This window comes from Mesoterricola sp. JemC181 (assembly GCF_055384585.1).
The window spans coordinates 2,123,985-2,149,112 of record NZ_AP045076.1 but is presented as its reverse complement, the minus strand read 5'-3'; the positions used below and the strand labels follow the sequence as shown (position 1 = coordinate 2,149,112).

General features: G+C 68.4%; 21 protein-coding genes and 1 tRNA gene. 14 read left to right on the top strand and 8 right to left on the bottom strand.

Annotated elements, in window-relative coordinates; genetic code table 11:
* Window positions 1-99: 99 nt before the first annotated feature.
* Together ACZ5MC_RS09355 and ACZ5MC_RS09350 are read left to right on the top strand one after the other, a co-directional pair.
* Window positions 100-1,920, top strand: a complete 1,821-nt coding sequence (locus tag ACZ5MC_RS09355; protein ID WP_306600063.1) for a 2-oxoacid:acceptor oxidoreductase subunit alpha — start codon at window positions 100-102, stop codon at window positions 1,918-1,920.
* 10 nt (window positions 1,921-1,930) lie between these two features.
* Window positions 1,931-2,962 carry a 2-oxoacid:ferredoxin oxidoreductase subunit beta gene (locus tag ACZ5MC_RS09350; protein WP_464517600.1) on the top strand — a complete coding sequence of 344 codons (1,032 nt, stop codon included), beginning with the start codon at window positions 1,931-1,933 and terminating at the stop codon, window positions 2,960-2,962.
* 3 nt (window positions 2,963-2,965) lie between these two features.
* On the opposite strand, the gene ACZ5MC_RS09345 is transcribed toward ACZ5MC_RS09350, so the two are convergent.
* Window positions 2,966-3,331 carry a hypothetical protein gene (locus ACZ5MC_RS09345; RefSeq protein ID WP_464517599.1) on the bottom strand — a complete coding sequence of 122 codons (366 nt, stop codon included), beginning with the start codon at window positions 3,329-3,331 and terminating at the stop codon, window positions 2,966-2,968.
* Between the two features lie 240 nt (window positions 3,332-3,571).
* Between ACZ5MC_RS09345 and ACZ5MC_RS09340 the strand changes: the two genes are divergently transcribed.
* Window positions 3,572-3,647: transfer RNA gene (locus ACZ5MC_RS09340), tRNA-Ala, on the top strand.
* Between the two features lie 258 nt (window positions 3,648-3,905).
* Here the strand turns inward: ACZ5MC_RS09340 and ACZ5MC_RS09335 are convergent.
* The gene (locus tag ACZ5MC_RS09335) at window positions 3,906-5,705 is read right to left on the bottom strand and encodes a Kelch repeat-containing protein (RefSeq protein ID WP_464517598.1); all 1,800 of its coding nucleotides are present in this window, start codon (window positions 5,703-5,705) and stop codon (window positions 3,906-3,908) included.
* Between the two features lie 275 nt (window positions 5,706-5,980).
* Here ACZ5MC_RS09335 and ACZ5MC_RS09330 point away from each other — a divergent pair, with 275 nt between their 5' ends.
* Window positions 5,981-6,118, top strand: coding sequence for a hypothetical protein (locus ACZ5MC_RS09330; protein WP_306600059.1), 138 nt, complete (start codon window positions 5,981-5,983; stop codon window positions 6,116-6,118).
* Between the two features lie 753 nt (window positions 6,119-6,871).
* Here the strand turns inward: ACZ5MC_RS09330 and ACZ5MC_RS09325 are convergent.
* From ACZ5MC_RS09325 to ACZ5MC_RS09315, 3 genes are all read right to left on the bottom strand, one after another.
* Complete coding sequence (locus tag ACZ5MC_RS09325; protein WP_464517597.1) at window positions 6,872-8,116, bottom strand: IS4 family transposase; 1,245 nt, start codon at window positions 8,114-8,116, stop codon at window positions 6,872-6,874.
* A 387-nt stretch (window positions 8,117-8,503) separates the two neighbouring features.
* The gene (locus tag ACZ5MC_RS09320; protein WP_306600057.1) at window positions 8,504-9,490 is read right to left on the bottom strand and encodes a hypothetical protein; all 987 of its coding nucleotides are present in this window, start codon (window positions 9,488-9,490) and stop codon (window positions 8,504-8,506) included.
* Between the two features lie 49 nt (window positions 9,491-9,539).
* Window positions 9,540-10,166 (bottom strand): hypothetical protein, encoded by a 627-nt coding sequence (locus tag ACZ5MC_RS09315; RefSeq protein ID WP_306600056.1) that lies wholly within the window; start codon window positions 10,164-10,166, stop codon window positions 9,540-9,542.
* Window positions 10,167-10,313: 147 nt separating this feature from the next.
* Here ACZ5MC_RS09315 and ACZ5MC_RS09310 point away from each other — a divergent pair, with 147 nt between their 5' ends.
* Window positions 10,314-10,610, top strand: coding sequence for a hypothetical protein (locus ACZ5MC_RS09310; protein ID WP_306600055.1), 297 nt, complete (start codon window positions 10,314-10,316; stop codon window positions 10,608-10,610).
* 63 nt (window positions 10,611-10,673) lie between these two features.
* Window positions 10,674-12,335: a urocanate hydratase gene (hutU, locus tag ACZ5MC_RS09305; protein WP_464517596.1), complete on the top strand. Its 1,662-nt coding sequence runs from the start codon at window positions 10,674-10,676 to the stop codon at window positions 12,333-12,335.
* 1 nt (window position 12,336) lies between these two features.
* On the opposite strand, the gene ACZ5MC_RS09300 is transcribed toward hutU, so the two are convergent.
* Window positions 12,337-13,830: a metallophosphoesterase family protein gene (locus ACZ5MC_RS09300; RefSeq protein WP_464517595.1), complete on the bottom strand. Its 1,494-nt coding sequence runs from the start codon at window positions 13,828-13,830 to the stop codon at window positions 12,337-12,339.
* Between the two features lie 439 nt (window positions 13,831-14,269).
* Here ACZ5MC_RS09300 and ACZ5MC_RS09295 point away from each other — a divergent pair, with 439 nt between their 5' ends.
* The 4 genes from ACZ5MC_RS09295 (at window position 14,270) to ACZ5MC_RS09280 (ending at window position 17,508) form a co-directional block, all read left to right on the top strand.
* Window positions 14,270-14,560, top strand: coding sequence for a hypothetical protein (locus ACZ5MC_RS09295; protein WP_306600052.1), 291 nt, complete (start codon window positions 14,270-14,272; stop codon window positions 14,558-14,560).
* A gap of 71 nt (window positions 14,561-14,631) precedes the next feature.
* The gene (locus tag ACZ5MC_RS09290; RefSeq protein ID WP_464517594.1) at window positions 14,632-16,554 is read left to right on the top strand and encodes an ABC-F family ATP-binding cassette domain-containing protein; all 1,923 of its coding nucleotides are present in this window, start codon (window positions 14,632-14,634) and stop codon (window positions 16,552-16,554) included.
* A gap of 52 nt (window positions 16,555-16,606) precedes the next feature.
* Window positions 16,607-17,002 (top strand): MbcA/ParS/Xre antitoxin family protein, encoded by a 396-nt coding sequence (locus ACZ5MC_RS09285; RefSeq protein WP_306600049.1) that lies wholly within the window; start codon window positions 16,607-16,609, stop codon window positions 17,000-17,002.
* On the top strand, window positions 16,999-17,508 hold the full coding sequence (locus ACZ5MC_RS09280) for a DUF1697 domain-containing protein (RefSeq protein ID WP_306600048.1): 510 nt from the start codon (window positions 16,999-17,001) through the stop codon (window positions 17,506-17,508). The genes ACZ5MC_RS09285 and ACZ5MC_RS09280 overlap by 4 nt, the downstream gene beginning before the upstream one ends.
* On the opposite strand, the gene ACZ5MC_RS09275 is transcribed toward ACZ5MC_RS09280, so the two are convergent.
* Entirely contained in the window at window positions 17,505-18,596 is a 1,092-nt protein-coding gene (locus tag ACZ5MC_RS09275; RefSeq protein ID WP_306600047.1) for a PLP-dependent cysteine synthase family protein, read from the bottom strand. The genes ACZ5MC_RS09280 and ACZ5MC_RS09275 overlap by 4 nt on opposite strands.
* A 131-nt stretch (window positions 18,597-18,727) precedes the next feature.
* Between ACZ5MC_RS09275 and ACZ5MC_RS09270 the strand changes: the two genes are divergently transcribed.
* From ACZ5MC_RS09270 to ACZ5MC_RS09260, 3 genes are read left to right on the top strand one after another with little or no spacing between them, the layout of a single operon-like run.
* The gene (locus ACZ5MC_RS09270) at window positions 18,728-19,858 is read left to right on the top strand and encodes a Y-family DNA polymerase (RefSeq protein WP_306602323.1); all 1,131 of its coding nucleotides are present in this window, start codon (window positions 18,728-18,730) and stop codon (window positions 19,856-19,858) included.
* Window positions 19,855-22,692, top strand: coding sequence for a helix-hairpin-helix domain-containing protein (locus ACZ5MC_RS09265; protein ID WP_464517593.1), 2,838 nt, complete (start codon window positions 19,855-19,857; stop codon window positions 22,690-22,692). Before ACZ5MC_RS09270 ends, ACZ5MC_RS09265 begins: the two co-directional genes overlap by 4 nt.
* Window positions 22,693-22,712: 20 nt before the next feature.
* Window positions 22,713-23,135, top strand: coding sequence for an acyl-CoA thioesterase (locus ACZ5MC_RS09260; RefSeq protein ID WP_464517592.1), 423 nt, complete (start codon window positions 22,713-22,715; stop codon window positions 23,133-23,135).
* A gap of 10 nt (window positions 23,136-23,145) precedes the next feature.
* On the opposite strand, the gene ACZ5MC_RS09255 is transcribed toward ACZ5MC_RS09260, so the two are convergent.
* Window positions 23,146-24,567 carry a caspase family protein gene (locus tag ACZ5MC_RS09255; RefSeq protein ID WP_464517591.1) on the bottom strand — a complete coding sequence of 474 codons (1,422 nt, stop codon included), beginning with the start codon at window positions 24,565-24,567 and terminating at the stop codon, window positions 23,146-23,148.
* Window positions 24,568-24,656: 89 nt separating this feature from the next.
* On the opposite strand from ACZ5MC_RS09255, the gene ACZ5MC_RS09250 reads away from it, so the two are divergent.
* Entirely contained in the window at window positions 24,657-25,121 is a 465-nt protein-coding gene (locus tag ACZ5MC_RS09250; protein WP_464517590.1) for a MarR family winged helix-turn-helix transcriptional regulator, read from the top strand.
* Window positions 25,122-25,128 lie beyond the last annotated feature (7 nt).

Below are 25,128 nucleotides of genomic sequence, written 5' to 3'. Positions count from 1 at the left end.
CCAATCTGGTAGTATTTACCGAGGCGCCACCCTGTAAATACCCAGGCGCGCGCCATTGTTCGAGCGTCACAATACCGAATCCCTTGGGGAGGTCGAACCATGCTCACGCAATCCGCCACTCTGGAAGCCGTCGACGGGGGAACCCTGGTCAACGATTTTTCGATCGAGGTGGCCACCGTCAATGGTTCCGGCTCCCAGACCGCGAACATCGTGCTCATGCGCACGATCTTCCAGATGGGCGTCCCGGTTTCCGGCAAGAACCTGTTCCCCTCGAACATCGCTGGCCTGCCCACCTGGTTCCAGATCCGGGCCAACCACAAGGGCTACAAGGCCCGCAAGGCCGGCATCGACCTGATGATCTGCATGAACCCCGAGACGGCCAAGGAGGACGTGGCCAAGGTGCGGCCGGGCACGCTGCTCATCTACGACGATCCGCTCAAGCTGGACGCCCTGAGGTCCGACCTCAGCTTCTGCGCCGTCCCCTTCCAGAAGCTGGTCGCCGCCGCCTGTCCCGAGCCCAAGCTCCACAAGCTGGTGAAGAACATGATCTACGTGGGCGTGGCCGCGCAGCTGCTGGGGCTGGACATGGACGAGGTGAAGGCCGCCATCGCCAAGCAGCTGGACGGCAAGCAGAAGGCCATCGACCTGAACCAGGGAGCCGTGCAGGCCGGCTATGACTGGGCCGCCGCCGAGGCGCCCCGCCAGACCCGCCTGAAGATCGTTCGCGACGACAAGACCAAGGGCCAGATCATCATCGACGGCAACACCGCCTGCGCCCTGGGCGCCATGTTCGCCGGCGTCACGGTTGTGGCCTGGTATCCCATCACCCCCAGCTCCTCGGCCATCGAGAACCTCATCGACTACGCCAAGGTCTACCGCAAGGATCCCGCCACCGGCAAGCTGAACGTCGCCATCGTCCAGATGGAGGACGAGATCGCCTCCGCCGGCGTGGTGGTGGGCGCGGGCTGGGCCGGGGCGCGGGCCATGACGGCCACCTCGGGTCCGGGCATCTCCCTCATGAGCGAGTTCATCGGCCTGGGCTACTTCGCGGAATGCCCCGGCGTCTTCCTGGACGTCACGCGCATGGGCCCCTCCACGGGCCTGCCCACCCGCACCAGCCAGGGCGACGTGGAGCTCTGCGCCAAGTGCAGCCACGGCGACACCCTCCACATCTGCCTCTACCCCGGCACCATGGAGGAGTGCTTCCAGTTCACGTACCAGGCCTTCGACCTGGCCGAGCGCTACCAGACGCCGGTCTTCGTGGTCTCGGACCTGGACCTGGGCATGCAGAACTGGGCCTCGCAGCCCTTCGCCTACCCCGAGGGCGACTTCGACCGGGGCAAGGTCCTGGACGAGGATCAGCTCAAGGTCATCCAGGACTGGGGCCGCTACAAGGATGTGGATGGCGACGGCATCTGCCAGCGCACCCTCCCCGGCACCCCCGGCGGCAAGGGGGCCTACTTCGCCCGCGGCACCGGCCACAACCCCTACGCCCTCTACTCCGAGAAGCCCGAGGAGTTCCTGGCGACGGTGGACCGCCTCAAGAAGAAATTCATGAACGCCCGGGCCTCCGTGCCGGAGCCCCTGCTCACCGGTCCCGGCGTGCAGCGCGGCATCCTGGCCTACGGGTCCAGCGATCCCGCCGTGGCCGAGGCCCGGGACCTGCTGACGGAACTCCACGGCAAGGACACCGACTACCTGCGGGTGAGGGCCCTGCCTTTCACCGACGCCGTGGAGGCCTTCATCGCCTCCCACGACGTGGTCTACGTCGTCGAGCAGAACCGGGACGGCCAGATGACGAACCTGCTGCGGGAGTTCTTCCCCCAGCACTCCACGCGGATGAAGAAGGTCCTGCACTACGACTCGACCGCCATCACCGCCCAGACCATCGTCGACCAGATCAACGCCTCCGAGAACTGAGGGCCCGACCATGACCACCGCCACCATCCCCACCAACAAGATCGGCCTCACCCGGCAGGACTACGTGGGCGCCAAGTCCACCCTGTGTCCCGGCTGCGGCCACGACGCCATCACCGCCCAGATCATCCAGGCCGCCTGGGAGATGAACCTCGAGCCCCACCGCGTCGCCAAGCTCAGCGGCATCGGCTGCTCCAGCAAGACCCCCACCTACTTCATGAGCCAGGCCTGGGGCTTCAACTCCGTCCACGGCCGCGCCGCGGCCGTGTGCACCGGCGCCGCACTGGCCAACCGGAGCCTCATCAACATCCTCGCCAGCGGCGACGGCGATTCCATGTCCATCGGGATGGGCCAGCTGGTGCACATGATCCGGCGCAACGTGCCGGTCGTGTACATCCTGGAGGACAACGGCGTCTACGGCCTCACCAAGGGCCAGTTCAGCGCCACCGCCGACGTGGGCTCCACCCTCAAGCACGGCGACGTGAACGAGATCACGCCCATCGATCCCTGCACCCTGGCCATGGAGCTGGGCTGCGGCTTCGTCGCGCGCAGCTTCAGCGGGAACCCCAAGCAGCTGGGCACCATCCTCAAGGCCGCGCTCGCCTACGAGGGCACCGCCCTCATCGACGTCATCAGCCCCTGCGTGACCTTCAACAACCACGACAGCTCCACCAAGTCCTACAAGAACGCCAAGGACCGGGAGATGCCCCTGCAGGAGCTGGGCTTCGTGCCCTACTACGACGCCGAGGAAGTGGAGATCGAGGCCGGCGAGGCCATGGAGGTGGGCCTTCCCGACGGGTCCCGCCTGACCTTCCGGGCCATCGACAAGGACTTCGACCCCACCGACCGCTTCGCGGCCATGAAGGCCGTGCACGAGGCCCACGACCGGGGCGAGTTCCTCACCGGCATCCTGCACATCAAGACCGGCAAGCCCATCCTCCACGACTTCACCCACACCGTGGAAGACGTCCTGGCCACGATCCCCCAGGGCCGGGTCAAGCCCGGCCCCGAGGTGCTGGCCGAGTGCATGCGGGAGCTGATGTAGCCCCTAGCGCCGCTTGGGCGCCGCGCTGATGGTGAGCGTGGACCTGCCCGTGACCCCGATGTGGATCCCGTCCCGGGCGAGCTCCGGATCGTCCACCTTCCGGAATCCGTTGTAGTAGACGGACGGCACGGAGGGCGGCCGCACGTCCGCGGCCGTCATCCCCATGAACTCTCCCAACTGCTGGGAGTTGGTGGTGCTGTTGGAGCCCATCACGAAGGCCTGGGTCAGCGAAGGCGCCAGATCCAGCCGGAACAGCCGCAGGCGCTCCTGCAGCGTGTCGCCCCACACTTCCACCTGGGCGGATCCCGCCAGCCGCGGTTGCCGGAGCCCCTTCACCCCCGCGACCCGCTTGGCGCGAGGCGCCGGCATTTCCAGGTACCACGGCGTCAGTCGAATCTCCCGGTACGTCGGAGGCCCTTCCGCCGGCGCCTGGAAAAATCCGCCGGCAACCAGCAGAAAGATCAGGAACTTGACAGGTGATTTTCTCATGACCCAAGTGTCCATTCCCGGACGGGCAAGGGCAAGCCCAACCTTTCCCACGCCAAGGCCGAAGCCCCCGCCTGCGCCCCCATTGACGAACCGGCCGCCCCCGGTAGAATGGAACCTCCTGGGGCTGTAGCTCAGCTGGGAGAGCGCCTCGTTCGCAATGAGGAGGTCGACAGTTCGATCCTGTTCAGCTCCACCAAACCTAAACCCTCTAAGTTAATAGCTTAGAGGGTTTTTCTTACCACGCCATGCCTTCCAGCCTGGAAGCCGTGGGGGAGATCAAGGACGTCCCCGCCGGCCAGCCCTCCCAGGTCCTCCTTCGCCGCCCCGCCATCCGCGCGGCCGCGTACCAGCTCATGGCCTCCCGCTACTCCGCGATGGTCAACCAGGTGGCGCTCTACAAGGCCTTGGCAGGCCAGATCCAGGTCCAAAACCGACCTTGGATATTCCCTGCTCCTCACATTTGTGGAAGGAAAAGTTCCGCCGTGAGCAAGCCCCCAGATCCGCCTGCCAGCAGGACCCGACCATCCTTGAGGAGGATGGAGAGGTGGTACGTGCGGGCGGCATTCAAGGGACCGAGTGCCTCCACGATTGAGAGAGCCGGGGCATATCGATAGCCGTTAGGGGTGCCGAGGCCGCCCGTAATCAGCACGGTCCCCTCCGGAAGGAGGTTCGCCCCGGAACCTGCCCCGATCGGATCCGGCAGGTAGCCGGCCCTGCTGAAGGTTCCCGTCTCCGGATCATAGAGTTCAAACAGGGAATAATCCTCAGGAGCTATCGTTCCCATGGCACCCCCGGCGAACAGGACCTTGCCGTTGGGCAGAAGAGTCGCAGTATGGTATGCCCGGCCCACGGCCATGCTTCCCGTACTCACCAGGGTGTCGGCGACGGGATCATAAAGATAGGCTCTCTCTGCGTCCCATGCGCCCCCCCCGGCGAGAAGGCAGCGGCCGTCCGATAAAAGGGTCGCAGAGAAACCCCTATAGCCACGGTAAACGATATTGCTCAATTTGAATGTCCCTGTCTCCGGATCGTAGAGCTCAGCGGTCCAAGGCGTGTACCCGGTTATCTGGCTTGAGATTCCGCCCGTGATGAGAACCCTCCCATCCTTCAACAAGGTGGTCATGGGGGCGCCATTCCGTGGGTCGTTCAAATCGCCGGTGCGGGTCAGGGCCTGGGTGGCAGGGTCGAAAAGATAGGCACGCTCGGAAAGAGGCCAGTGGAACATGTCCGTTGAATACGTCGATTCAGCCAACACCAGCACTCTGCCATCCTTCAGGCAAGTGGCGGCCACGCATGGAACCGGCAGGTCCGGACCTTGGCGAAAGGTGCCGGTGGCAGGGTCGTAGGTCTGTGTCTGGGTGGAAGACCTTCCCGCCACCCATACGTTCCCGGTGGGAAGGAGCACGCCAAAAAGGCTGTCGATCGCCATGGCCCCGGTTGGCACAAAGGGGGAGACCCCTGCGGTGGCCGTGGCCTGAACCCTGTCCCCGGCGGGGTTGACCACGCTGAGCGTGAAGAGGGTGGTGGCATGGACGGGCCCAACCGTAAGCCCGGGCAATCCGCTCGGAATGGGTCCGACGCCCTTATCCACTGCGCCTTCGCCCCCTTCATACGTGGCTTGCAATGTGACCATCCCTCCCGCCAGAACCTTGGCGGGTGTCGCCAGGAACCCGGTGATGCGGGGCGGGGCGACGACCTGGACAGCCACGGTCAGGATGGCGGAGTCCCCGGCACGGTTGGTGACCTTCAGGGTGTAGACGGTGTCCGAGCCGGGAGAAATGGAAGAGGAACCTCCATCGATCACTTCGCCAACACCCTGGTCGATGCTCCCAGTCCCGCCGCTGAATGCATAGGTCAAGATCGCGGCATTGCCGTTGGACAGGATTGGCTGGCTGACCTTGAACGTAGTGATCACGGGAGCGGGGACCACTTCCACCCTGGCCTCCCGGGAAACGGCTTGGCCGGATTGACTGGTTACCGTCAGGATGAAGGTGGTCGTGCTGGAAAGGGGACCCGAGGAATACTCCATTCCGCTTTGGACGGTTCCGATCCCGTTGCCAACCAGGCCGGTTCCGCCCGAGAACTGGGCGGTCAATGTGGTCGAAGCCCCGGCCGTGATGACGGCCTTGGCGGCCGCGAAGGACTGGATGATGGGCGGGGGCGGGGCCGGCGTCCTTCCTCCGCATCCAGTTGCCCAGAGAATCAACAATCCAGTGATGCCCGACAGAAGCTCGGCGGGTTTTATGGACTTCATTGCCAACCTCCAGAACAATCAGCGGGCCGGGAGGCGAACAGGGTCCGTTGGGATTATGAATTATAAACCTGCATGGCAAAATTCGGCAAAGCCTCCCAAGACCACCCTGGTTTACATTTTTTGGAGTTCCCTGCTCACGCTGCCCTGGGTGCTTTATCGGGGACGGCATGGACACTTGCCCTGTTTCAACCCAGCGCCCTCCTCCTCCAAAGCAGCAGGCCGCGAGGCGCACCATCGTCAGGGCGGCCGCAGCGGCGAGGGTGCCGCGCCAGCCCATGCCCAGGACCAGGACGCCCATGGCCACGGCCAGGCAGCCGATCTCCAGGGCCGTGGCCTCGGTGATGATGCGGGTGCGGCCCGCCAGGATCCAGCGGGTGCGCTGCCAGCTGGGGGCGTATTCCAGGACGGGGTAGGCCAGGAGCAGGCGGGAGGGGACCAGGACGAAGGGGAGAAGGGAGGCGTCCAGGCCCAGGATCTGGCGGTACCAGGTCTTCACCAGGGGCGTGAAGACGATGAGCGCCAGCAGGAGGGTGACGGCGCCGGCCAGGAGCCGGGCCGCGCGGCGAACCTGGGGGGAGGGCCCCCCGCCCGGCGCCTTCAGGGCCACGCCCACTTCCTGGAAGGCCACCCCGCCGCTCCGGAAGAAGAAGGGGAAGGACTGGACCACGGGCCAGGCAGCAAGGCACTGCACCGGATAAGCTCCCCGGCCCATGAAGAGGATCAGGATCAAAGGGCCTGGTTGATCCACGCCCTGATGATTTCAGCGACTTCATGGAGCTCCATTCGTTTTCCCCAGAACAAGGGGGCAATCGCCTGGTAGGCCTGCCTGATCAAGGCCCAGGTTGCTCCACCGCAGGGAAGGAAGGCAGGATCCCCGGCAAATTCAGTCGCTTAATGCAGCCGGGGCCGGGGTTCGAAGCCGAGCGCGAACGCGCCGACTCACACCGGCAAAAAAACGGGCCGGGGATGAACGGGGATGGGCGGTAAGACTGTTAGCTTAGTGATTTCGTGCATTTCCGTTCACCCAGGGTTCAGTCCTGATGGTGACGCAAGGCACCATTCGACGGGTTGGGCCCCGCTCTGAACGCTTTACTGTTGGCCAGGGCCTCGTTCTGCGTCATACGCCCCGGGGATTCTGTCGGTGTCGGCAGGGCATGACGCGTTCCTCAAGGAGTTCGTGCAACACCCTTTCGTGGAAGGCGGGGACGGCCCGAGGGGGGGAGAGACGCGATCTGCGTCATTTTCCGCTTGATCACTCTTACGGCATGGACGAACGATAGGCGATCCGGGTCGACCTCCCCCACCAGGGCCGCTTCGTGCATTAGGCCGCGAACGGCGAAATAGGCCATCATCAGCCCGTAGAATTCCTGTCGGACTAGGTCGGGGGTCTTGCTACGAAGGGTGAGCTTCCCGGCTCGGAGATGGGTCTTGAGCCCATCAAAGGCAGTTTCGATCTCCCATCGTTCGGGGTAAAGAGCTGCAAGTTCCGCAGCCGGGGCTCGCGTGGGATCCAGGATGGTCGTGATCAGGCGGTAGACCGGTTCCGGGTTCGGAACACCTGTCAGGGTGTAGTCCACCACCCGGACCACCACCCCATCGCGCTTCTGCTTCTGGTCATTCTGGGACTCATAGACGCGACTAAGGCAACTCCCGTCCTCCAGTTCCTTTTCCCGGGCGAGCACCAGGCTCTTCTTGACGCGCCAAACCAGCTCGGAGCCGGTAGCCCTGGCGGTTTTCCAGGTCCGGAAGCCGTAGAACCCCCTGTCCGCCATACAGAGCATGCCGGGCTGGAGCAGAGGGAGAACTTCTTCGGCCAAGGTCAATTCGCCGGTCAGATAGGGAGCCATCCGGCTGCCGAACAAAACCCGGGTGCCAGTCTCGACTAGGGATAGAAACCGGATGGCCGGAAAAGCACTGTCGCCCTTGGGTCCGGTCTGGACCCCAAAAGCCTCCCGGTTCTCCGCCTCATCAGGTACATCCATCGCGCTGCCATCAAGGCTCACCAGGCGCCATTCGCGAAACCAGGCACCTTGGGTTTCCTCGGTGGCGATGGGCTTGACCACCTCGTCATGGAGAAGCCGGACCGCCTCCCAGCCCAGCCGGGTGCGGGCTTGCGTGATGCTGGAAGGAGCGACGACCCTGGGCTCGGGATGCTTCCCCTGCAGCCATTGAATCCCTTCAAGGAGGCAGCGCAGTACTTCCCGATAGGAGACCTCCATGTATAGGCCAAGGGCGATCACGTAATACATGGCCACATGGGCTGGAAGGTCCCGCTGCCGGGCGCTGGCCTTCCCGGTCCTGTTGAGAACCTCCTCCACCTTGGCCCGGGGGAAGGTCTTGGCTACCACACCAAGACTGATGTAGTCCGCGATACGGCTCCCCACCGGGAGTTTTGCCTCGGTTCTCGCCATGGTCGCCTCTTCTTGAAAAACAAGCATCTATGGCGAATTGTCAATATCTGTACTAATAGTATTTGGATGGGCGGGGATGAAAAAGGGATTCAATCACCCGCAATTCGTCTCCTCCATCTCACCTCGACAGCGGGTGCTGGGGTGGGGACCTCCTACAAATCCAGGCCTTGGGACTTCAACTGCAGAATCCGGGCTTAGTGCGCAGCACTTGGCCTGGACGTAAAACGGGGGCGGTAGGTAGTTCCATCTCAGGGCCGCCCATCCTTCCTGGCAAGAGGATCCCGCCAACCCTCACCTGCGATGACCGCAGATCCCCGGACGCATCCGGGATGTCGGTGCTCTGGATCGGCCGGGTCCTTGAACGCGCCTTCTCCGGCGAGGCGCTCCTCAGCGTGGAGTTGCTCCCCCCGGCTTCGGCGCCGGGAGGTAGAGGACCCTATCCGGCTGTGTGGGCGCATAGGCGTTGCGCTGCGGGATCTCGACCCGCTGGAAGGGCCGGTAGTCCTTGATCGCCCCCACGCGGCCGATGCGCAGGGTTTCGCGGAGGATGCCGGTGCCGTTGTTCGCGTCGCTGAAGAGGTTCTGGCCGTAGCCCACGCCGGCGGAGCCATTGAGATTCGACGAGAAGTATTTGAGCCCGGTGATGTTCTTCCGGGCATCCCGGATCCAGTCGATGAATACGACCGCATGGCCGCCGGCCGGATGGGTGCTGTAGCTGAGGAAGTCGCCGGGGCGCGCCTCCTCCAGGTCCGTGATGGCGCGGCCCAGGCCGTAGCTGACGATGCCGCGCTGCTCGGAATCGCCCGGTCCTTCGATGTACCAGATCTGCAACAGGTTGAACAGATCGTGGAAGGTCATGCCGTTGAAGTCGTCCGGATCCAGGCCCTTCTGGATGTTGCGCAGCTTCATCGCCCGCATGAAGACTTCGAAGGTGAAGCCGCAGCAATAACTTACACGGGATCCGTCCGGATAGGCCTTGGCCACGACCATGCCCTTGAACCACTGGTCCTGGGTCACGCCGTTGTAGATGTCGTATTCCCGGGGTTCCCAGCCGCAGTGATAGGGGTAGGAACCATCGACGGGATAGCCGGAGATGACCTTCATCACGTAGGGACCGAGGGAGCCCTCGGCATCGTCCGCCACCTTCTCCTCCAGGGCGTAGGCCTTGGCCAGGGCCTTGTCCACGGGGGAGAAACCGCGCTCGTCCACGGGATAGGGGCGCGGGGTATAGGTGTAGCGGCGGGCGGCGGGACGTTGGCCGACCGGCTCGGGTTGCCGGCAGCCCAGGAAACCGAGGACGGCGAGGGTGGCGAGCAGGATGGACCCCCGGCCGGCGCGGGGAAGATGCGGAATCGAAGGGAGTCTGGCGTCCATCCGGTCACTTTACCAGCGGCGGCGGGATTGGGGATTCAAATGGCCCGTTTCAGAACCGGACGCCCGCGTAGATGCCGACCTGCGCCTTGGGACCCGAGGCCTTGGCCAGCGTGTCGTTGTTGGAGGTGGCGTCGCCGGCTCCGAGGCTCGTCGAGGTGAGGGGGAAGGCGAATTCCAGGACCACGAAGGGCTTCACGACCGGCGCGGGGAAGCTGAAGCCCGCATGGAGGCGGGCCCAGGGCCGCTGGTAGGTGCTGTCGCCATAGCGCACGTTCGCGCCCTCGAAGCGGTATTCCAGGCCCGCGCCCAGGTCCAGGGGGGCCCGCAGGCGGAGCATGGCTCCGGCCGCATAGTACCCGGCCTTGGAGTTCACGACCTCCGTCGCGTGGGTGGCGGTGTTCGTGTAGGTCTGCTGGGCCGAGACCTTGGGCTGGTAGGCGGCCGTGAGCTGGAGGCTGGCCGGGCCGAAGCCGAGGACCGTGTACCCGAACCTCGCCGCCACGACCGTGGCGGATTCGGTGCTGTAGTTGACCGAACCGGAGGGGGTCGTGTTGGTGAAGGAATATCCTGGACTTTTGTACGTCTGCTGGCCTGCGAAGAGTCCCACTTCGAAGTTCTGGGCCGAAAGGGGGCTGATCGCGAGAAGGGACGCAGCCAGGATGAGCGGAATCTTCATTGATGCCTCCGGATCAGGGGTGGATTCTCGAGTTTTGCACGTTCACCCGCATGGACCCGGGCATTCCCTGAACGGTTGAAAAGGTGGGTTGAACGGAAATCCCCGGGGGCGGAGTATCCTCAATTCAACCCTTGTAAAGGAACCGACATGAGCTTCGATGGAACCTGGGACCTGACCGTCAATTCCCCCATGGGCGCGAAAACCTTCCGCATCGCCCTCACCACGGAGGGCGGGGCCGTCGCCGGGACCGTGACCGCGGACGGCCAGTCCACGCCCCTGGTGGACCCCGTGCTGGAGGACGGCCACCTCCGCTGGTCCATGAAGCTGCCCCGGCCCATGAACATCATGCTGGACCTGGACCTCACCTGCGGGGGGGACACCCTGGCCGGCTCGGCCAAGGCGGGACACCTGGCCATGGGGGTCACCGGGCAAAGGGCCGTCTAGGGAACTTTTGATCAAGGTCCGTACCCCCCGTGGGAAAATGGGGGGACGCAAAGGACCCCAGCCATGACCCACGCCACCGAAGCCCCCGTGATCCGCGCCCCCCACGGCACCCACCTGCACTGCAAAGGCTGGGTGCAGGAGGCGGCGCTGCGCATGCTCATGAACAACCTGGACCCTGACGTGGCCGAGCGCCCCGAGGACCTCATCGTCTACGGCGGCCTGGGCAAGGCGGCGCGGAACTGGGACTGCTTCAACGCGCTGGTCAAGGAGCTCAAGCACCTCGGCGACGAGGAGACCCTCCTGGTGCAGTCCGGCAAGCCCGTGGGGGTGATGCGCACCCACGCCGACGCGCCCCGGGTGCTCATCGCCAACTCCAACCTGGTGCCCAAGTGGGCAACCTGGGAGCACTTCCGGGAGCTGGACCGGAAGGGGCTGATGATGTACGGCCAGATGACGGCGGGCAGCTGGATCTACATCGGGAGCCAGGGCATCGTGCAGGGCACCTACGAGACCTTCGCCGAGGCGGCGCGCCAGCACTTCGGCGGGACGCTGGCAGGCACCTGGACCCTCACCGCGGGCCTGGGCGGCATGGGCGGGGCCCAGCCGCTGTCGGTCACCATGAACGGGGGCGTGGCCCTCTGCGTGGAGGTGGACCGCACCCGCATCGACAAGCGCCTCCAGACCCGCTACCTCGACGAATGGACCGACGACCTCGACGACGCCCTGGCCCGGGTGGAGCGCTACGTGCGCGAGAAGAAGGCCGTCTCCATCGGCCTCCTGGGCAACGCCGCCGAGGTGCTGCCCGAACTGGTGCGCCGGGGCGCGCGGCCCCATCTGGTCACGGACCAGACCTCGGCCCACGACGAGTACAACGGCTACATCCCCGCCGGCCTCTCCCTGGAGCAGGCCGCGGCCATGCGCAAGGACGAGCCCGAGGCCTACGTGCAGCGGGCCCTGGCCTCCATGCGCGCCCACGTGGAGGCCATGCTGGCCTTCCAGGAGGCGGGCTCGGTCACCTTCGACTACGGCAACAACATCCGCGCCCAGGCCCAGCGCGCCGGCTGCGGGAACGCCTTCGCCTTCCCCGGCTTCGTGCCGGCCTTCATCCGGCCCCTGTTCTGCCAGGGCATCGGACCCTTCCGCTGGGCCGCGCTCTCGGGCGACCCCGAGGACATCGCGGTGACGGACCGGGCCATGATGGAGCTCTTCCCCGAGAACGAGGGCATGATCCGCTGGATCAAGGCCGCCCAGGAGAAGATCGCCTTCCAGGGCCTGCCCGCGCGCATCTGCTGGATCGGCGCCGGCGAGCGCCACCTGGCCGGGCTCAAGTTCAACGAGCTGGTGCGGGAGGGCAAGCTCAAGGCGCCCATCGTCATCGGCCGCGACCACCTGGACTCCGGCAGCGTGGCCTCCCCCAACCGCGAGACCGAAGGCATGAAGGACGGCTCCGACGCCGTCTCCGATTGGCCGCTCCTCAACGCCATGACCGCCTGCAGCGGCGGCGCCTCCTGGGTGAGCTTCCACCACGGCGGCGGCGTGGGCATGGGCTACTCGCAGCACTCCGGCGTGGTCATCGTGGCCGACGGCACGGAGCGCGCGGACCGGTGCATCCGGCGGGTGCTGTGGAACGACCCTGCCATGGGCGTCTTCCGCCATGCCGACGCCGGGTACGAATCCGCGAGGGAGCACGCCGGGAAGATCGGGCTGCACGTGCCCATGGGCTGAGCTACCGCGTCAGGGTGAAGTGGTCCAGGACCGCTCCGTCCGTGCCGACCTGCCTGAAGTCCACCTTGTCCCCGGTGATGTCCAGTTGCGAGAAGCAGGTGGTCCGCCAGCGGAGATGCACGGGGTAGGGCTTGGGCGGCGTCTGGCCGGGGTAGTCGGGGTGGCCCGGCGGGTAGGGGTAGTCCTTGGGGTTGGCCCCCCCGGCGCCGGTGACGATGTGGATGACGCCGTTGGCCTTGGTCGCGCCGTTCTGGCCGGTGAAGGCCGTGTCCTCCACGAGGTTCGCGGGGTTGCCGAAGTGGGCCCTTTCGGTGGCGCCGGCGGGCCTGGGCGTGAAGCGCAGGGGCCGGGTGCGCTGGTAGCTGTGCAGGTGGCCCGTGAAGACCAGGGAGACCCGGCGCTTTTCCAGGATGGGCCAGATCTGGCGCATCCATGTCTCGGTGTACTTCCAGCCCGCTTCGTGGCCCACGTTGAACGCCGGGTGGTGGAACACCACGAAGCGCCAGTCCGCGCCTTGGGCGGCCTCCAGGTCCTTGTCCAGCCAGTCCTTGAGCTGCTGCACCAGGACGTCCGCCTCGGGGGTGCGGTCCTGCCAGTGGTGGGCCGGCAGGGTGCGGTGGGAATAGGCCCACTGGGAGTACAGGTTCGAGTCCAGGAAGGTCCAGTGCACGCCCCCCGAGTCGAACGAGTAGTTCGCCATGGCGGGGAAGCGGTCCCTGGCGGCGGCCAGGAACCCCGCGAAGAGGGAGGGCGGGCTCAGCACGGGGGTCATCATCTTGTGGGCGTTGGCGGGGTCGTGGTTGATCCCGAACGTGGGCCCGTTCAGGGGCTGGCTGAAGTAGTAGTAGTAGGCGAGGCCGTTGGGCCTGGGCGTGAAGCTGAGGTGGCCGTTCCTGAACTCGAAGACGCGGTCGGTGTCGTTGTTCCCGAGGCACGCGGCCGTCACGGTGTTGCGCAGCACGGTCCCGCCCGCGGAGGCGCCGGGATCGGCGTTGAGGTTCGGGAAGAAGAGCTCCCGGTACTGGCCGGCATGGCCCTCCATGTTGACGATGTCCCCCGGGACCACCAGCAGGTCCGGATGGGCGGCGGCCATCTGCCGCGCCAGGGCGCGGAAGGCATCCTGGCTTGCAGGGCTCGTCGTGACCAGGTCCCCTGCCACCACCACCCGCTGGGGCTGGCCTTTCGCCTTCAGGGCCGTGCCGTGGTCCTGGAAGACGGCATGTCCGTCCCGGGTGACCTGGTAGGCGAACTTCGCCCCCGCCTCCAGCTTCGTCAGATCGGCCGTGTACACGCGGTGGTGGGGTTCGGAGGGCACGTCGACCTTCACGAAGGAGACCGGGCCCGCGGACCGCCACTGCCCCTTCCGGAGCACGTTCACGGCCCACGCCGCATCGGCGTCCCGGGTCTGCCAGAGCAGGGCCAGCCGGTTGGGGGACGGGGCCGGCCCCAGCTGCAGGTAGGGGGGCACCAGGAAGGCCCCGGGCACGGTGAGCACGGGAATGTCGCTGGGCTTGGGATGCGTGGCCGGCGGGGTCCCGGGGGTCCGGGGGTTACCGGGGGTCTGGGGAGTCCCGGGAGTCTGGGGAGGCTCGGGGGTCGGGGGAGGCTCGGGAGTCTGGGGAGGCTCGGGGGTCGGGGGAGGCTCGGGGGTCGGGGGAGGCTCGGGAGTCCTGTGAGTCTGGGGGTCCCGGGTCGCGCGGGAACCACCTCCGCCGCAGGCGGAGGCAAGGAGCAGAAGGGAGAGGGGGAGGAGAAGGCTCTTCGACATAATAAATTATTATTTTTATGTTGAGTGCGGGTCAACCCTTAAAATTTATTATTTTGCCTTATTATTGTAATTATGTATTGAGATTACCATCACCGATGCATGAATAGATTAAGCATATGCTTGGACTACCTGCCGCCGGAGAATGAAGGCCACACCCGGAGCCGCCATGATCATCCCCGACATCGACGACCTGATCCTGGAGCACGACGACGAGTCCGGCATCGAGGAGCTGGGCCGGCGCGTCCTGGCCCGGGGGCCCTGGACCACGGTGGCGTTCCTCGTGCGCACCCGCGCGCCGGAAGGCGCCTGGGAGGGGCCCCACCTGTGGCTGCACCGCTACCAGAAGGCGGCCCAGGGCTGGAAGCTGGTGAGCCGGTTCCGCACCACCGAACCCGAGCAGCTGGATGCCCTCCTGGGCGCGCTCGAGGGCTGGCGGGAGCTCATCGCGTCCCGCTGAAGGGGCCCCTTCCCCCTTCCCAGGTGAAGCCCGCGCCGCCTCGTGCGATGCTGGAGGGTTCAGGAGTCTCCATGGCCGTCGCCCTCAGTCTCGTCAAGGTCACCAAGCGCTTCGGCGCCCAGCCCATCCTCGAGGGGCTGACCTTCGGCCTGCAGATGGGGGAGAAGGTGGGCCTCATCGGGCGCAACGGGGCGGGCAAGTCCACGCTCTTCAAGCTCCTGGCCGGGGAGGACACACCCGACGAGGGCGAGGTGGTCCTCACCCAGGGGCTGCGGGTGGCCCACCTGGCCCAGGACCCCCACTTCGCCCCGGACGCCACGGTGCGCAGCGCCCTGGAAGCGGCCCTCCGGGACCACCGGGCCCTCATCGCCCGCCACGGGGAGATCCACGAGGCCCTTCAGGCCGCCACCCCCGACCAGGCCGAGCGGCTCCACATGGAGCTGGACGGCGTGGAGCACCACCTCCACCACATGGGCTGGGACCTGGAACCGCGGCTCAAGGAGGCCCAGACCACCTGGGGCCTGCTGGACCTGGAGGCCACGGTGGAGTCGCTCTCCGGCGGCTGGCGCAAGCGTGTGGCCCTGGCCCAGGCCTGGCTCCAGGACCCGGACGTCATGGTGCTGGACGAGCCCACCAACCACCTGGACCCCGAGCAGGTGGAAAAGCTCGAGCTCTGGCTCCAGGGATTCGGCGGCGCGCTGCTGCTCATCACCCACGACCGCCACCTCCTGGACGGCGTCGTGGACCGCATGCTGGAGCTGGAGAACGGCGGCGTCACCAGCTACGACGGCTCCTACAGCGACTACCTCCTGGAGCGCAGCGACAAGGAGTTCCGGGAGGCCCGGCTCACCGAGCACATGCAGAACCGCCTGCGCCGGGAGCTGGCCTGGCTCCGCCGCGGCGCCAAGGCCCGCACCCGCAAATCCAAGCTGCGCATCCAGGACGTGCTGGACCTGGGCGACGAGGTGAAGGACCGCACCCGCCTGGAGCAGCGCACCAGCCTCACCTTCGCCGGAGGCGCCAACCGCTCCGATTCGCTCCTGTCGGCCGAGAACATCCGCTTCAGCTACCCGGGCGCCGGGGTCGAACTGGCCGGGGGCATCGACCTGGTGCTCCAGCGCCGCCAGCGCATCGCCTTCCTGGGCCCCAACGGCTGCGGGAAGTCCACGCTCCTGAAACTCCTGCTGGGCGAGCTGGAGCCCACCTCCGGCACCATCCACCGCCACCCCAAGCTCTCCATCTCGGCCATCTCCCAGGGCCGGGGCGAACTGCGGGCGGACCTCTCCGTGGCCGACAACATCGCCGAGCGCGCCTCCATGGTCAAGGTGGGCGGGCAGGAGCTGCTGGTGCTGGTGTACCTCACCCGCTTCGGCTTCCCCGCCGACCAGCAGAAGCGCATGGCCGGGACCCTGTCGGGCGGCGAGCGCAACCGGCTCCTGCTGGCCAAGGCCATGCTGCTGCCCTCGGACCTGCTGGTGCTGGACGAGCCCACCAACGACCTGGACATCCCCACGCTCCAGAACCTGGAGGAGGCGCTCCTGGACTACCCGGGCTCGCTGCTGCTGGTGAGCCACGACCGGTTCTTCCTGGACCAGGTGGCCACCCACACCCTGGCCTACAACCCCGAAGGCGAGCCCCGGTGGGAGATGTACGAAGGCAACCCGTCCTCCGTGCGCCGCCTGCGCGCCGAGCGCGCCCAGGAGGCCCCGAGGGCGGAGGCCCCGGGCAAGGCGGCCCGGGCCGAGACCCGGGAGGCCGGCAAGCGCAAGGCGGGCCTCTCCCAGAAGGAGGAGCGGCGCCTGGCGGAGGTGGACGCCGCCATGGCCGCGCTCCACGCCCGCATCCAGGAGCTGGAGGCCGCCATGGCCGACCCCGCGGCCTTCATCACCGCCGAGGCCCCCGGCCACAAGGCGCTGCGCGACCGGGACGAGGCCAAGGCCCGCCTGGAGGAACTGGAGCTGGAGTGGCTGGAGCTGGAGGAGAAGCGGGGCTGAAAATCGCCCGCCTTTTCCGATTCCGCGCATGATGGAGGAACGAAAGGCCACCATGCCCCTGCCCCTCCTCCCCGAAGACATCCGCGCGGATCTCGCCGAAGCCGCACTCAAGGGCTTCTTCCTGGTCACCGCCCTGTGGCGCCTGGACCAGCGCCAGGAGATGGCCCTGCTGGGCCAGCCGCCCCGCGCCACCTTCTTCGCCTGGAAGGAAGGCGGCCGGGCCGCCCTCGGCCGCGACACCCTCCAGCGCATCTGCTGCATCATGGCCATCTGGAAGGGCCTGAAGCTCCTCCTCCCCGAACCGGCCCGGGCCCTGGCCTGGATGCGGGAACCCAACGCCAGCCCCCTCTTCGAGGGCCTGGCCCCCCTGGACCTCATGACCCGCGGGCGGGTCCTGGACCTGGCCGACGTGCGCCGGCTCCTGGACGCCCACATGGGCGTCGGATGACCGACCACGTCGCGCTCCTGCGCGGCGTCAACGTGGGCGGCAAGCATCCGCTGCCCATGAAGGACCTGGCCGCGCTCTTCGCCGGGGCGGGGTGCGCCGACGTTCGCACCTACATCCAGTCGGGCAACGTGCTCTTCACGGCGGAACCCGCCCTGGCGGCGGAGCTGCCGGAGCGCATGGCCGCCGCCATCCTCGAACGCTTCGGCATCCCGGCCCCCGTGATCCTACGCACCCGGGACGAGCTCCTCGACGTGGTGCGGCACAACCCCTGGCCCGGCGACGAGGCGATCCTCCAGGTGCTGTTCCTGGCCGGGGCGCCCCGGCCCCTGGACTCCGGCTCCAACGGGGAGGACAGCTTCGCCCTGCGCGGCCGGGAGGTGTACCTCCGCCTGCCCAACGGCGCCGCCCGCACGAAGCTCACCAACGCCTGGTTCGACAGCCGCCTGGGCACCACCTCCACCGGCAGGAACTGGCGCACGGTGACGAAGCTGCTGGAGCTTTTCTAGCGCCCGCAGGGCCTCCCGGCGCCGGTTCCCACGTAGGCGCAGGACGTGTCGTCGCAGCAGGTCATGCACACCCGCTTGCAGGCCTCGAAGCCCGTCAGCTCCACGTCCGGGGACAGGAAGCCCGGCTTCGCCGGCTCCTCCCGCATGAGGTCGGTGCTGAGATACTTCTTGTTGTCGTCGGAGAAGACCGTCACCACCACGGCGTCCGGCCCCAGCTCCTCCTGCACCTTGAGCGCCCCCAGGAAATTGGCCCCGCTGGAGATGCCCACGCCCAGGCCCAGGCGGCCGGCCAGCAGCTGCGCCATGAGGATGGCGTCGCCGTCGTCCACCGCGATGATGCCGTCCAGGTCGCCCAGCTTGACGATGGACGGGATGAACTCGTCGGAGATGCCCTGGATCCGGTGCTTGCCCACCTTGTGGCCGGTGCTCATGGTGGGGGAGTTGGCGGGCTCCAGGGGGTGGAGCTTCACGCCGGGGTGCATCTCCTTCAGGAAGGCCCCCACGCCCATGATGGTGCCGCCGGTGCCCACGCCCGCCACGAAGGCGTCGGGGGTGAGGCCCTGGAACTTCAGCTGCCACCAGATCTCGGGGCCCGTGGTGGTGCGGTGGGCCTCGACGTTGTCGGTGTTGGAGAACTGGCAGGGGAGGAAGCAGCCCGGGGTGGAGGCGGCCAGTTCCTCGGACAGCCGGATGCTCCCCAGGAAGCCGCCCTCCTCCTTGCTCACCAGGCGGATGGCGGCGCCGAGGCTGCGGATGAGGTCCTTGCGCTCCTGGCTCATCCAGTCCGGCATGAAGATCGTCACCGGGTGCCCCAGGGCCCGCCCCAGGGCCGCGAAGGAGATGCCCGTGTTGCCGCTGGTGGCCTCCGCGAGGGCCGCCCCCGGGGCCAGCACGCCGCGCTGGTAGGCCATCTTCAGCACGTGCAGGGCCATGCGGTCCTTGATGCTGCCGGTCATGTTGAGGTTCTCGGCCTTGGCGAAGATGCGCCGGGGCCGGCCCTTGTACGTGAAGTGCACGGCCAGCAGGGGGGTGTTGCCCACCAGGTGGCCCAGGTCGTGGATGCGGCGGGGGATGTCGAGTGGGATCACGGTGGCCTCGGGCTTCCAGCGTCCCAGGGAAACAATCGGAATTGCCATGCACACAATGCAGTAAAAATTGCCGCTTTCTTTTCGTTTTTTTTGCGCCATATTTAAGCGCTCGGAGGTCGAGCGTGCTGGCGATGTGGGTTCCCGAAATGCCGTTCCAGATGGCCTGTCAGGCGGACGCAGGCCTGAAGGAGCGGCCTTTGGCTTTTCTCAGCCCCGGCGCCCAGCGCACCCCCTGCCTCTGGCTGGTGAACCGCCTGGCCCGGGCCGAGGGGGTGGCCCCCGGCGAGCCCATGGACCAGGCCCTGCGGCGCCTGCCCGGCCTGCGGGTGCTGGACCCGGCCCCCCAGACCTGGTGGGAGGCCCAGGGGCTCCTGGGCGAGTTCCTGCAGCACTGGAGCCCCCAGGGCCTCCTGGGGCGCATGGGCGAGGCCCTGGTGGACCTGCGCGGCACCGCCCGCCTCTACGGCGGGCCCCGGGACGCCGCCAGCCGCATGCAGCGGGACCTGGCGCAGTCCATGGGCTGGACCAGCCAGGGGGGGCTCTCCCAGAGCGCCACGGCGGCGCGCCTGGCCACCCGCACCCCGGAGGCCCTGGCGGAGGTGCCCGACGGCTCCGAGCAGGTCTTCCTGGCGCCCCACCCCCTGGGCCGCCTGCCCGACATCACCCCCCGGGTGCGCTACCGGCTCCAGCGCCTGGGGCTGGCCCGCTTCGGGGACCTGCAGCCGGTGCCCCTGCCCACCCTCAGCCAGATCATGCCCGAGCCCGACGCCCGCCTGGCCCTCTCCCGGGCCCGGGGGGAGGACCGGCCCCGCCTGCCCATGCTGGCCGATCCCCTGGGGGAGTCCCGCCACCCCTGGCGCCTGGAGCCCGCCTGCCTCCCCGAGGAGGTCCCCCTGGCCTTCTGGTGCCTGGAGCGCTTCTGGAACGACGGCCGCTCCCCCCGGCAGCTCACCCTGCGCTGGTGGGACGTGGACGGCGTGGCCCACCGCTGGCAGGCCCCCGCCGAGGCCCTGGCCGAGCCCGCCATGCTCCTGGCCCGCCTCGTGGAGGCCGCCTTCCGCCAGGGGGCCGAACGCCGCATCCTCGTGCACCGGCTGGAGCTGCACATGGCCTGGGGGCTGGGGCGGAGCCGGGGGCTCTTCGAGGCGCCGCTCACCCGCAAGCTGGGCGCCCTGGAGAACACCCTGACCCGGCTCCGCAGGCGCTTCCCCGACAAGCCCGTGCTGCCCGGCTGGGCCCTGGAGGAGGGTGAATCCGCATGACCTTCCTGCTCGCCGTGACCGACTTCTCCACCGGGGAAGGCGTCTACCCCGCGCCCATGGCCGTGGCGCTGGCCCGGCGCCTGGGCTACGGCTGCGTGGCCTCCTGGGACCACGGCCTCCACGGGTGGCCGCGCCTGCGGGAGGAGGCCCTGGCCGCGGGCCTCGCGCCCCTCCTGGCCTCCCGCTTCACCTGGCGGGGCCTGGACTTCGGCGCCCTGCCCCACACCGACCGCGGCTACGCCGAGCTGTGCCGCCTCCTCACGGACCAGGCCCACGGCCGCGAGGGGGACCCGCCCCGGGACTGCGTGCTCCTGGCCGAGACCCTGGAGGGCCAGGAGTACCTGGCCCGGGAGGGCTTCGCGCCCTATCTCCTCGCCCACGCCCGCAACCGGATGGAGGCCATGGCCGCCGCCTCCCGGGGCCTCCCCGCCGCCGCGCCCCAGGTGCTACGCTTCCGCCGCGAGGCCGGCCTGGAGCTGCACCGCCTCAAGCGCGCCATGGCCGAGCGCTCCACGGTCACCCGCGTGGAGCCTCTGTGGGAGCCCCGGGACGCCGCCGTCACCCGGGCCTCCTGGGAGACCCGCTTTCCCGGCGCGGACCCCGCCATCACCCGGGCCTCGGAGGGGATCCTGGAGAAGGTGCGGGCCTGGCGCATGCACTGGGGCGACTGGGTCATGCCCCGGCCCATGTGCGCGCCCGACCTGGACCTGGACGAGGAGCTCAAATCCAGGCTCCGCCAGGGCATCCCGAAGCGCTACGCCGCGCCGCCCCCGGAGCTGGAGGCCCGCATCGACCTGGAGCTCGACCTCATCCGGCGCAAGCGCTTCGCAGGGTACTTCCTGGCCGTGCACGACATCATCCGCGAGGCCAGGGCCACGCGCACCTGCGGCCGGGGCTCGGGGGCGGCCTCCATCGTCAGCTACCTCCTGGGCATCACCAACGTGGACCCCATCGCCACCAACCTCATGTTCGAGCGGTTCCTGTCGGATGCCCGCGTGGACCCGCCGGACCTGGACGTGGACTTCGCCTGGGACGAGCGGGACGAGGTCATCGCCTCCGTCTTCCGGCGCTACGGGCAGGAGCGGGTGGCCATGGTCTCCAACCACGTGTACTTCAAGCCCAAGGGCGCCCTGCGGGACGTGGCGCTGGCCCACGGGCGCCCCGAGGCCGAGCTCAAGGTCCTGGCCCGCTTCATCCGCGGCTGGGACGAGGGGATGCAGGGCATCCAGGACAACCCCGCCTGGGCCCCCATCCTCGCCCAGGCCGAGGCCCTGCGCGGCCACTTCCACCAGCTCTCCGTGCATCCCGGCGGCACCATTATCGCCCCGGGGGCCCTGTGGCACCACGTGCCCTTCCAGCCCGCTCCGGCCAAGGAGGGGGTGTCGATCACCCAGTGGGACAAGGACGGCGTGGAGGACTACGGCCTGGTGAAGATCGACCTCCTGGGCAACCGCAGCCTCTCCGTGGTGCGCGACGCCCTGGAGGTGCTGGGGGACCGGGCGCCGGCGCCGCTGCACTGGAACCCCCGCCTGGACCCCGCCACCCAGGGCCTGCTGGCCAGGGGCGACTCCATGGGCGTCTTCTACGTGGAGAGCCCCGCCACCCGCCAGCTGCAGCAGCGCGTGGGCAAGGGCGACTTCGAGACCCTGGTCATCCACAGCTCCCTCATCCGCCCCGCGGCCAACCGCTGGATCGACACCTACGTCCGGCGCAGCCGCGGCGAGGAGGCCTACGCGCCCAGCCACCCCGTGCTGGGGTCCCTGCTGTCGGACAGCTTCGGGGTGCTGGTGTACCAGGAGGACGTGGTGCGCGTGGGCATGGCCATGGCGGGATGGAGTCACGAGGAGGCCGACAAGCTCCGCAAGGTCCTGGGCAAGGACGACTGCTCCGTGAAGCTGCCGCTGTTCGAGGCGCGGTTCCGGGAGGGCTGCGCCGCCCAGGGCATCCCCCCGGCCGTGGTGGACGAGGTGTGGGACATGGTGCGCACCTTCCGGGGCTACTCCTTCTGCAAGCCGCATTCGGCGTCCTACGCCCAGGTGAGCTTCGAGAGCGCCTGGCTCAAGGCCCACCACCCGGCGGTGTTCTTCGCGTCGGTGATCACCAACCAGGGCGGCTTCTACGCCCCCATCGCCTACCTGGGCGACGCCCGGCGCCACAACCTGGTGGTGCGCGGCCCCGACGCCAACCTGTCGAAGTGGGAATTCGCGGCCGAGGGGGACCGCGGCCTGCGGGTGGGCCTCATGGCCGTCAAGGGCGCCCAGCGCGGCGAGGTGGAGGCCCTGCTGGAGGACCGGGAACGCCGCGGGCCCTATGTGAGCCTGGAGGAGCTCCTGGAGCGCGTGAGCCTCTCCGTGCCCACCGTGGAGGCCCTGGGTTCGGGCGGCACCTTCGACCGCTGGGCCCCCGACGGCGACCGCACGCGCCTCCTGTGGACGCGCCTGGGCGGCATCCCCGAGGGCGTGCGGCCCCGCCCCACCGACCCCTTCGACCGCGCCTCCCTGGAGCTGGAGCTCCTGGGCCTGACCCTGGAGATCCACCCCGCCGCCCTCCAGCGGGCCCGCCACGGCGGCGCCCCCCACCGCGCCGCCGACGTGGCCCGCCCCGGCCACCAGCTGCGCTTCTGGGCCCTGGTGGTGGCCGAGAAGACCGTGCGCACCGAGAAGGGCGACCTCATGCAGTTCGTCACCTTCGAGGACGAGACGGCGCTGTGCGAGGCCGTGGCCTTCCCGGACGCCTACCGCAAGCGGAGAAGGCCCTTCCGCGTGGGGGACATCCTGCCGGTGGCGGGGAAGAGCGTGCGGCAGGACGGGCTGGTGGTGCTGGAGGTGGCGTAAACGCCCGGGTACCATGGAGCATGGAAAACGCCCACGCCCCCTATGAACTGTCCCTGGACGTCCTGCCTGAGGACATCGACCAGCTCAACCACGTGAACAACGTCGTGTACCTGCGCTGGGTGCAGGAGGCCGCCATCGCCCACTGGACCGCCAAGGCCTCCCGGGAGGCCCAGGAGGCGCTCTTCTGGGTGGTGGTGCGCCACGAGATCGACTACAAGCGCCCCGCCCTGCCGGGCGACGGCATCATCGCCCGCACCTGGGTGGGTCCGGCCAGCCAGCGCACGTTCGAGCGCAACACGGAGATCCTCCGGGCCGGCGACCGCACCCTCCTGGCCCGGGCCCGCACCCTCTGGTGCCCCATGGACCTGCGCACCGGCCGGCCCACCCACGTGAGCGACGAGGTGCGGGCGGCCTTCTCCGTGGAGCCGGCGGCCGGGATCTGAGCCCGGCGGGTCATCGCCTGGGTGGAGCGGCCTCCGGGAGCAGCGCCATGGGGCGGCTCTTGAACCGGACGGCCTCCTGTTTCCAGGTGGCCTCGTCCACTTCGGTGAACTCCGGCGGGCTGGCCTTGAAGTTGGCCTTCCACACCCGGAAGAACCGCGCCAGCTTCCGGGGTTCGTCGATTTCCACGGTGACGCCGTATTCGCTGGCCTCCTGCTGGACGTTCAGGGTGTGCCGGCCCGCGGGGATCACCAGGTCCACATAGCCGTCGTTCTTGAGGATCGCCGCCTTCCGCCCGTCCAGCCAGACCTCGTAGTTGCCCAGCGAGAAGTTGATGGTGTTGGGCCGCCGGTAGACGGTCAGCCTCATGGCCTTCCTGAGGACCGGGGCCGCCTGGAGCCAGGCGCCGGCCTCGATCCTTATGTTCTGCCGGGATGCGATGTGCCCCGGGGCTTCCACCAGCAGGAGGGACTCGCCCGGGACCAGGCCCGGAAGGTCCAGCGGCGCACCGGGGCCCGCGGTCCCCTTGAACTCGCCGTCCAGGTAGACCTTGGCCTCGGGCGCCTCCACGGCCACCTGGAGGCCGCCCTGCCGGGGGGAGGCGGCCGGCAGGGGCCTCGCCGGAGCCGGGACGGGCGCCGCCGCCGGGGCCGAACCGGGGCGGAAGAGGAATTCCCCCGTGAGCGAGCTGCTGTCCCAGGGGATCTGCTGATCGGCGGAATCCCGCTTCACCCCCACGCGCACCCGCTTGAAGACCTGCTCCACGGTCTGGCCGGGCTCCCGGAGCGCCTCCAGGAGGTGCTGGGTGTACAGGCCGTTCCCGCCCAGCCCGTCGTTGGCCGTGCTGCCCGGAGCCGTGGCATAGGCGACGAAGCTGCCGGCGGGCGCGTCCATCTGGGCCAGGCCCCGGCTGGAGGACCGGAAGGTCCGGGCGAAGGGGTTGTTCCGGCAGGCGTCCAGGACGAGGATGTTCACCCGGTTCCGGGCCGCCTCCATCCAGCCCAGGACGAAGGCCACGTCCAGGGCCTGCACCGGCACCTCGTGCTCCGCGGCGATGTCGGCCCCCACGGGGATCAGGTAGTTGGAGCCCCGCACGGCCATGCCGTGGCCCGCGAAGTAGAACAGGCCGACGCCGCCGCCGGCGATCTTCCGGCCGAATTCGCGCACGGCCGCGGACATTCCGGCCCGGTCGGCATCCAGGACCAGATCGACCTGGAAGCCGCAGGAGCGCAGCGCCTCCGCCATGGCCCGGCCGTCGTTGACGGGATTCCGCAGGGGCCCCTCCCGGTAGGCGCCGTTGCCGATCACCAGGGCGATGCGCGGTTCGTCCTGGGGCGCCGCCGGGGGCCGGATGGCGATAGCCCGATCGACCGATTGCTGGGCGAAGGCCAGGGACGCGACCAGGAGCAAGGCCAGGGCCCGGAAGCGGAGCATGGTCACCTCGGAGGGAAGGGGATGGCTCCAGCTTAGTCCACCCGGCAAAAAGATGGCCATCCGTCCGTTTTTGTTCATACTTGTTGCTTATGCAACTCCTGATCCCCTGGGAAGAAGCCAGCCTGCCCCTCATGCTCACCGTCGTCCGGAGCCGGCTCCGGCAGGTCACCTGGCGCCTGCTGGCCCCGCATGGCATAACGCCGCAGCAGTACCAGGTGCTCCGGGTGCTCTCGGACGCGCCGGGCCTCTGCCACGGCCAGCTGGCCGGGGCGCTCGGGCTGGACAAGCCCACCGCCACCCGCATGGTCCAGGCGCTCGTGCGCAAGGGCTGGGTGGACGTGCTGCCCCACCCCAGCCACGGGCGCAAGACGCGCCTGGAGCTGAGCGCCGGGGGACGGGCCAAGGTGGACAGCCTCGTGGGGTTCCGGACCGCCGTCCGGGAGGGCCTCGAAGCGGGCCTGGACGATGGGGAGCGCAAGGCCGTGCGGGCGCTCCTCCACAAGCTGAAGAACAACCTGGACCACCTGGACGGGGCCCCGTCCGAACTGAGGTAACGCCCCC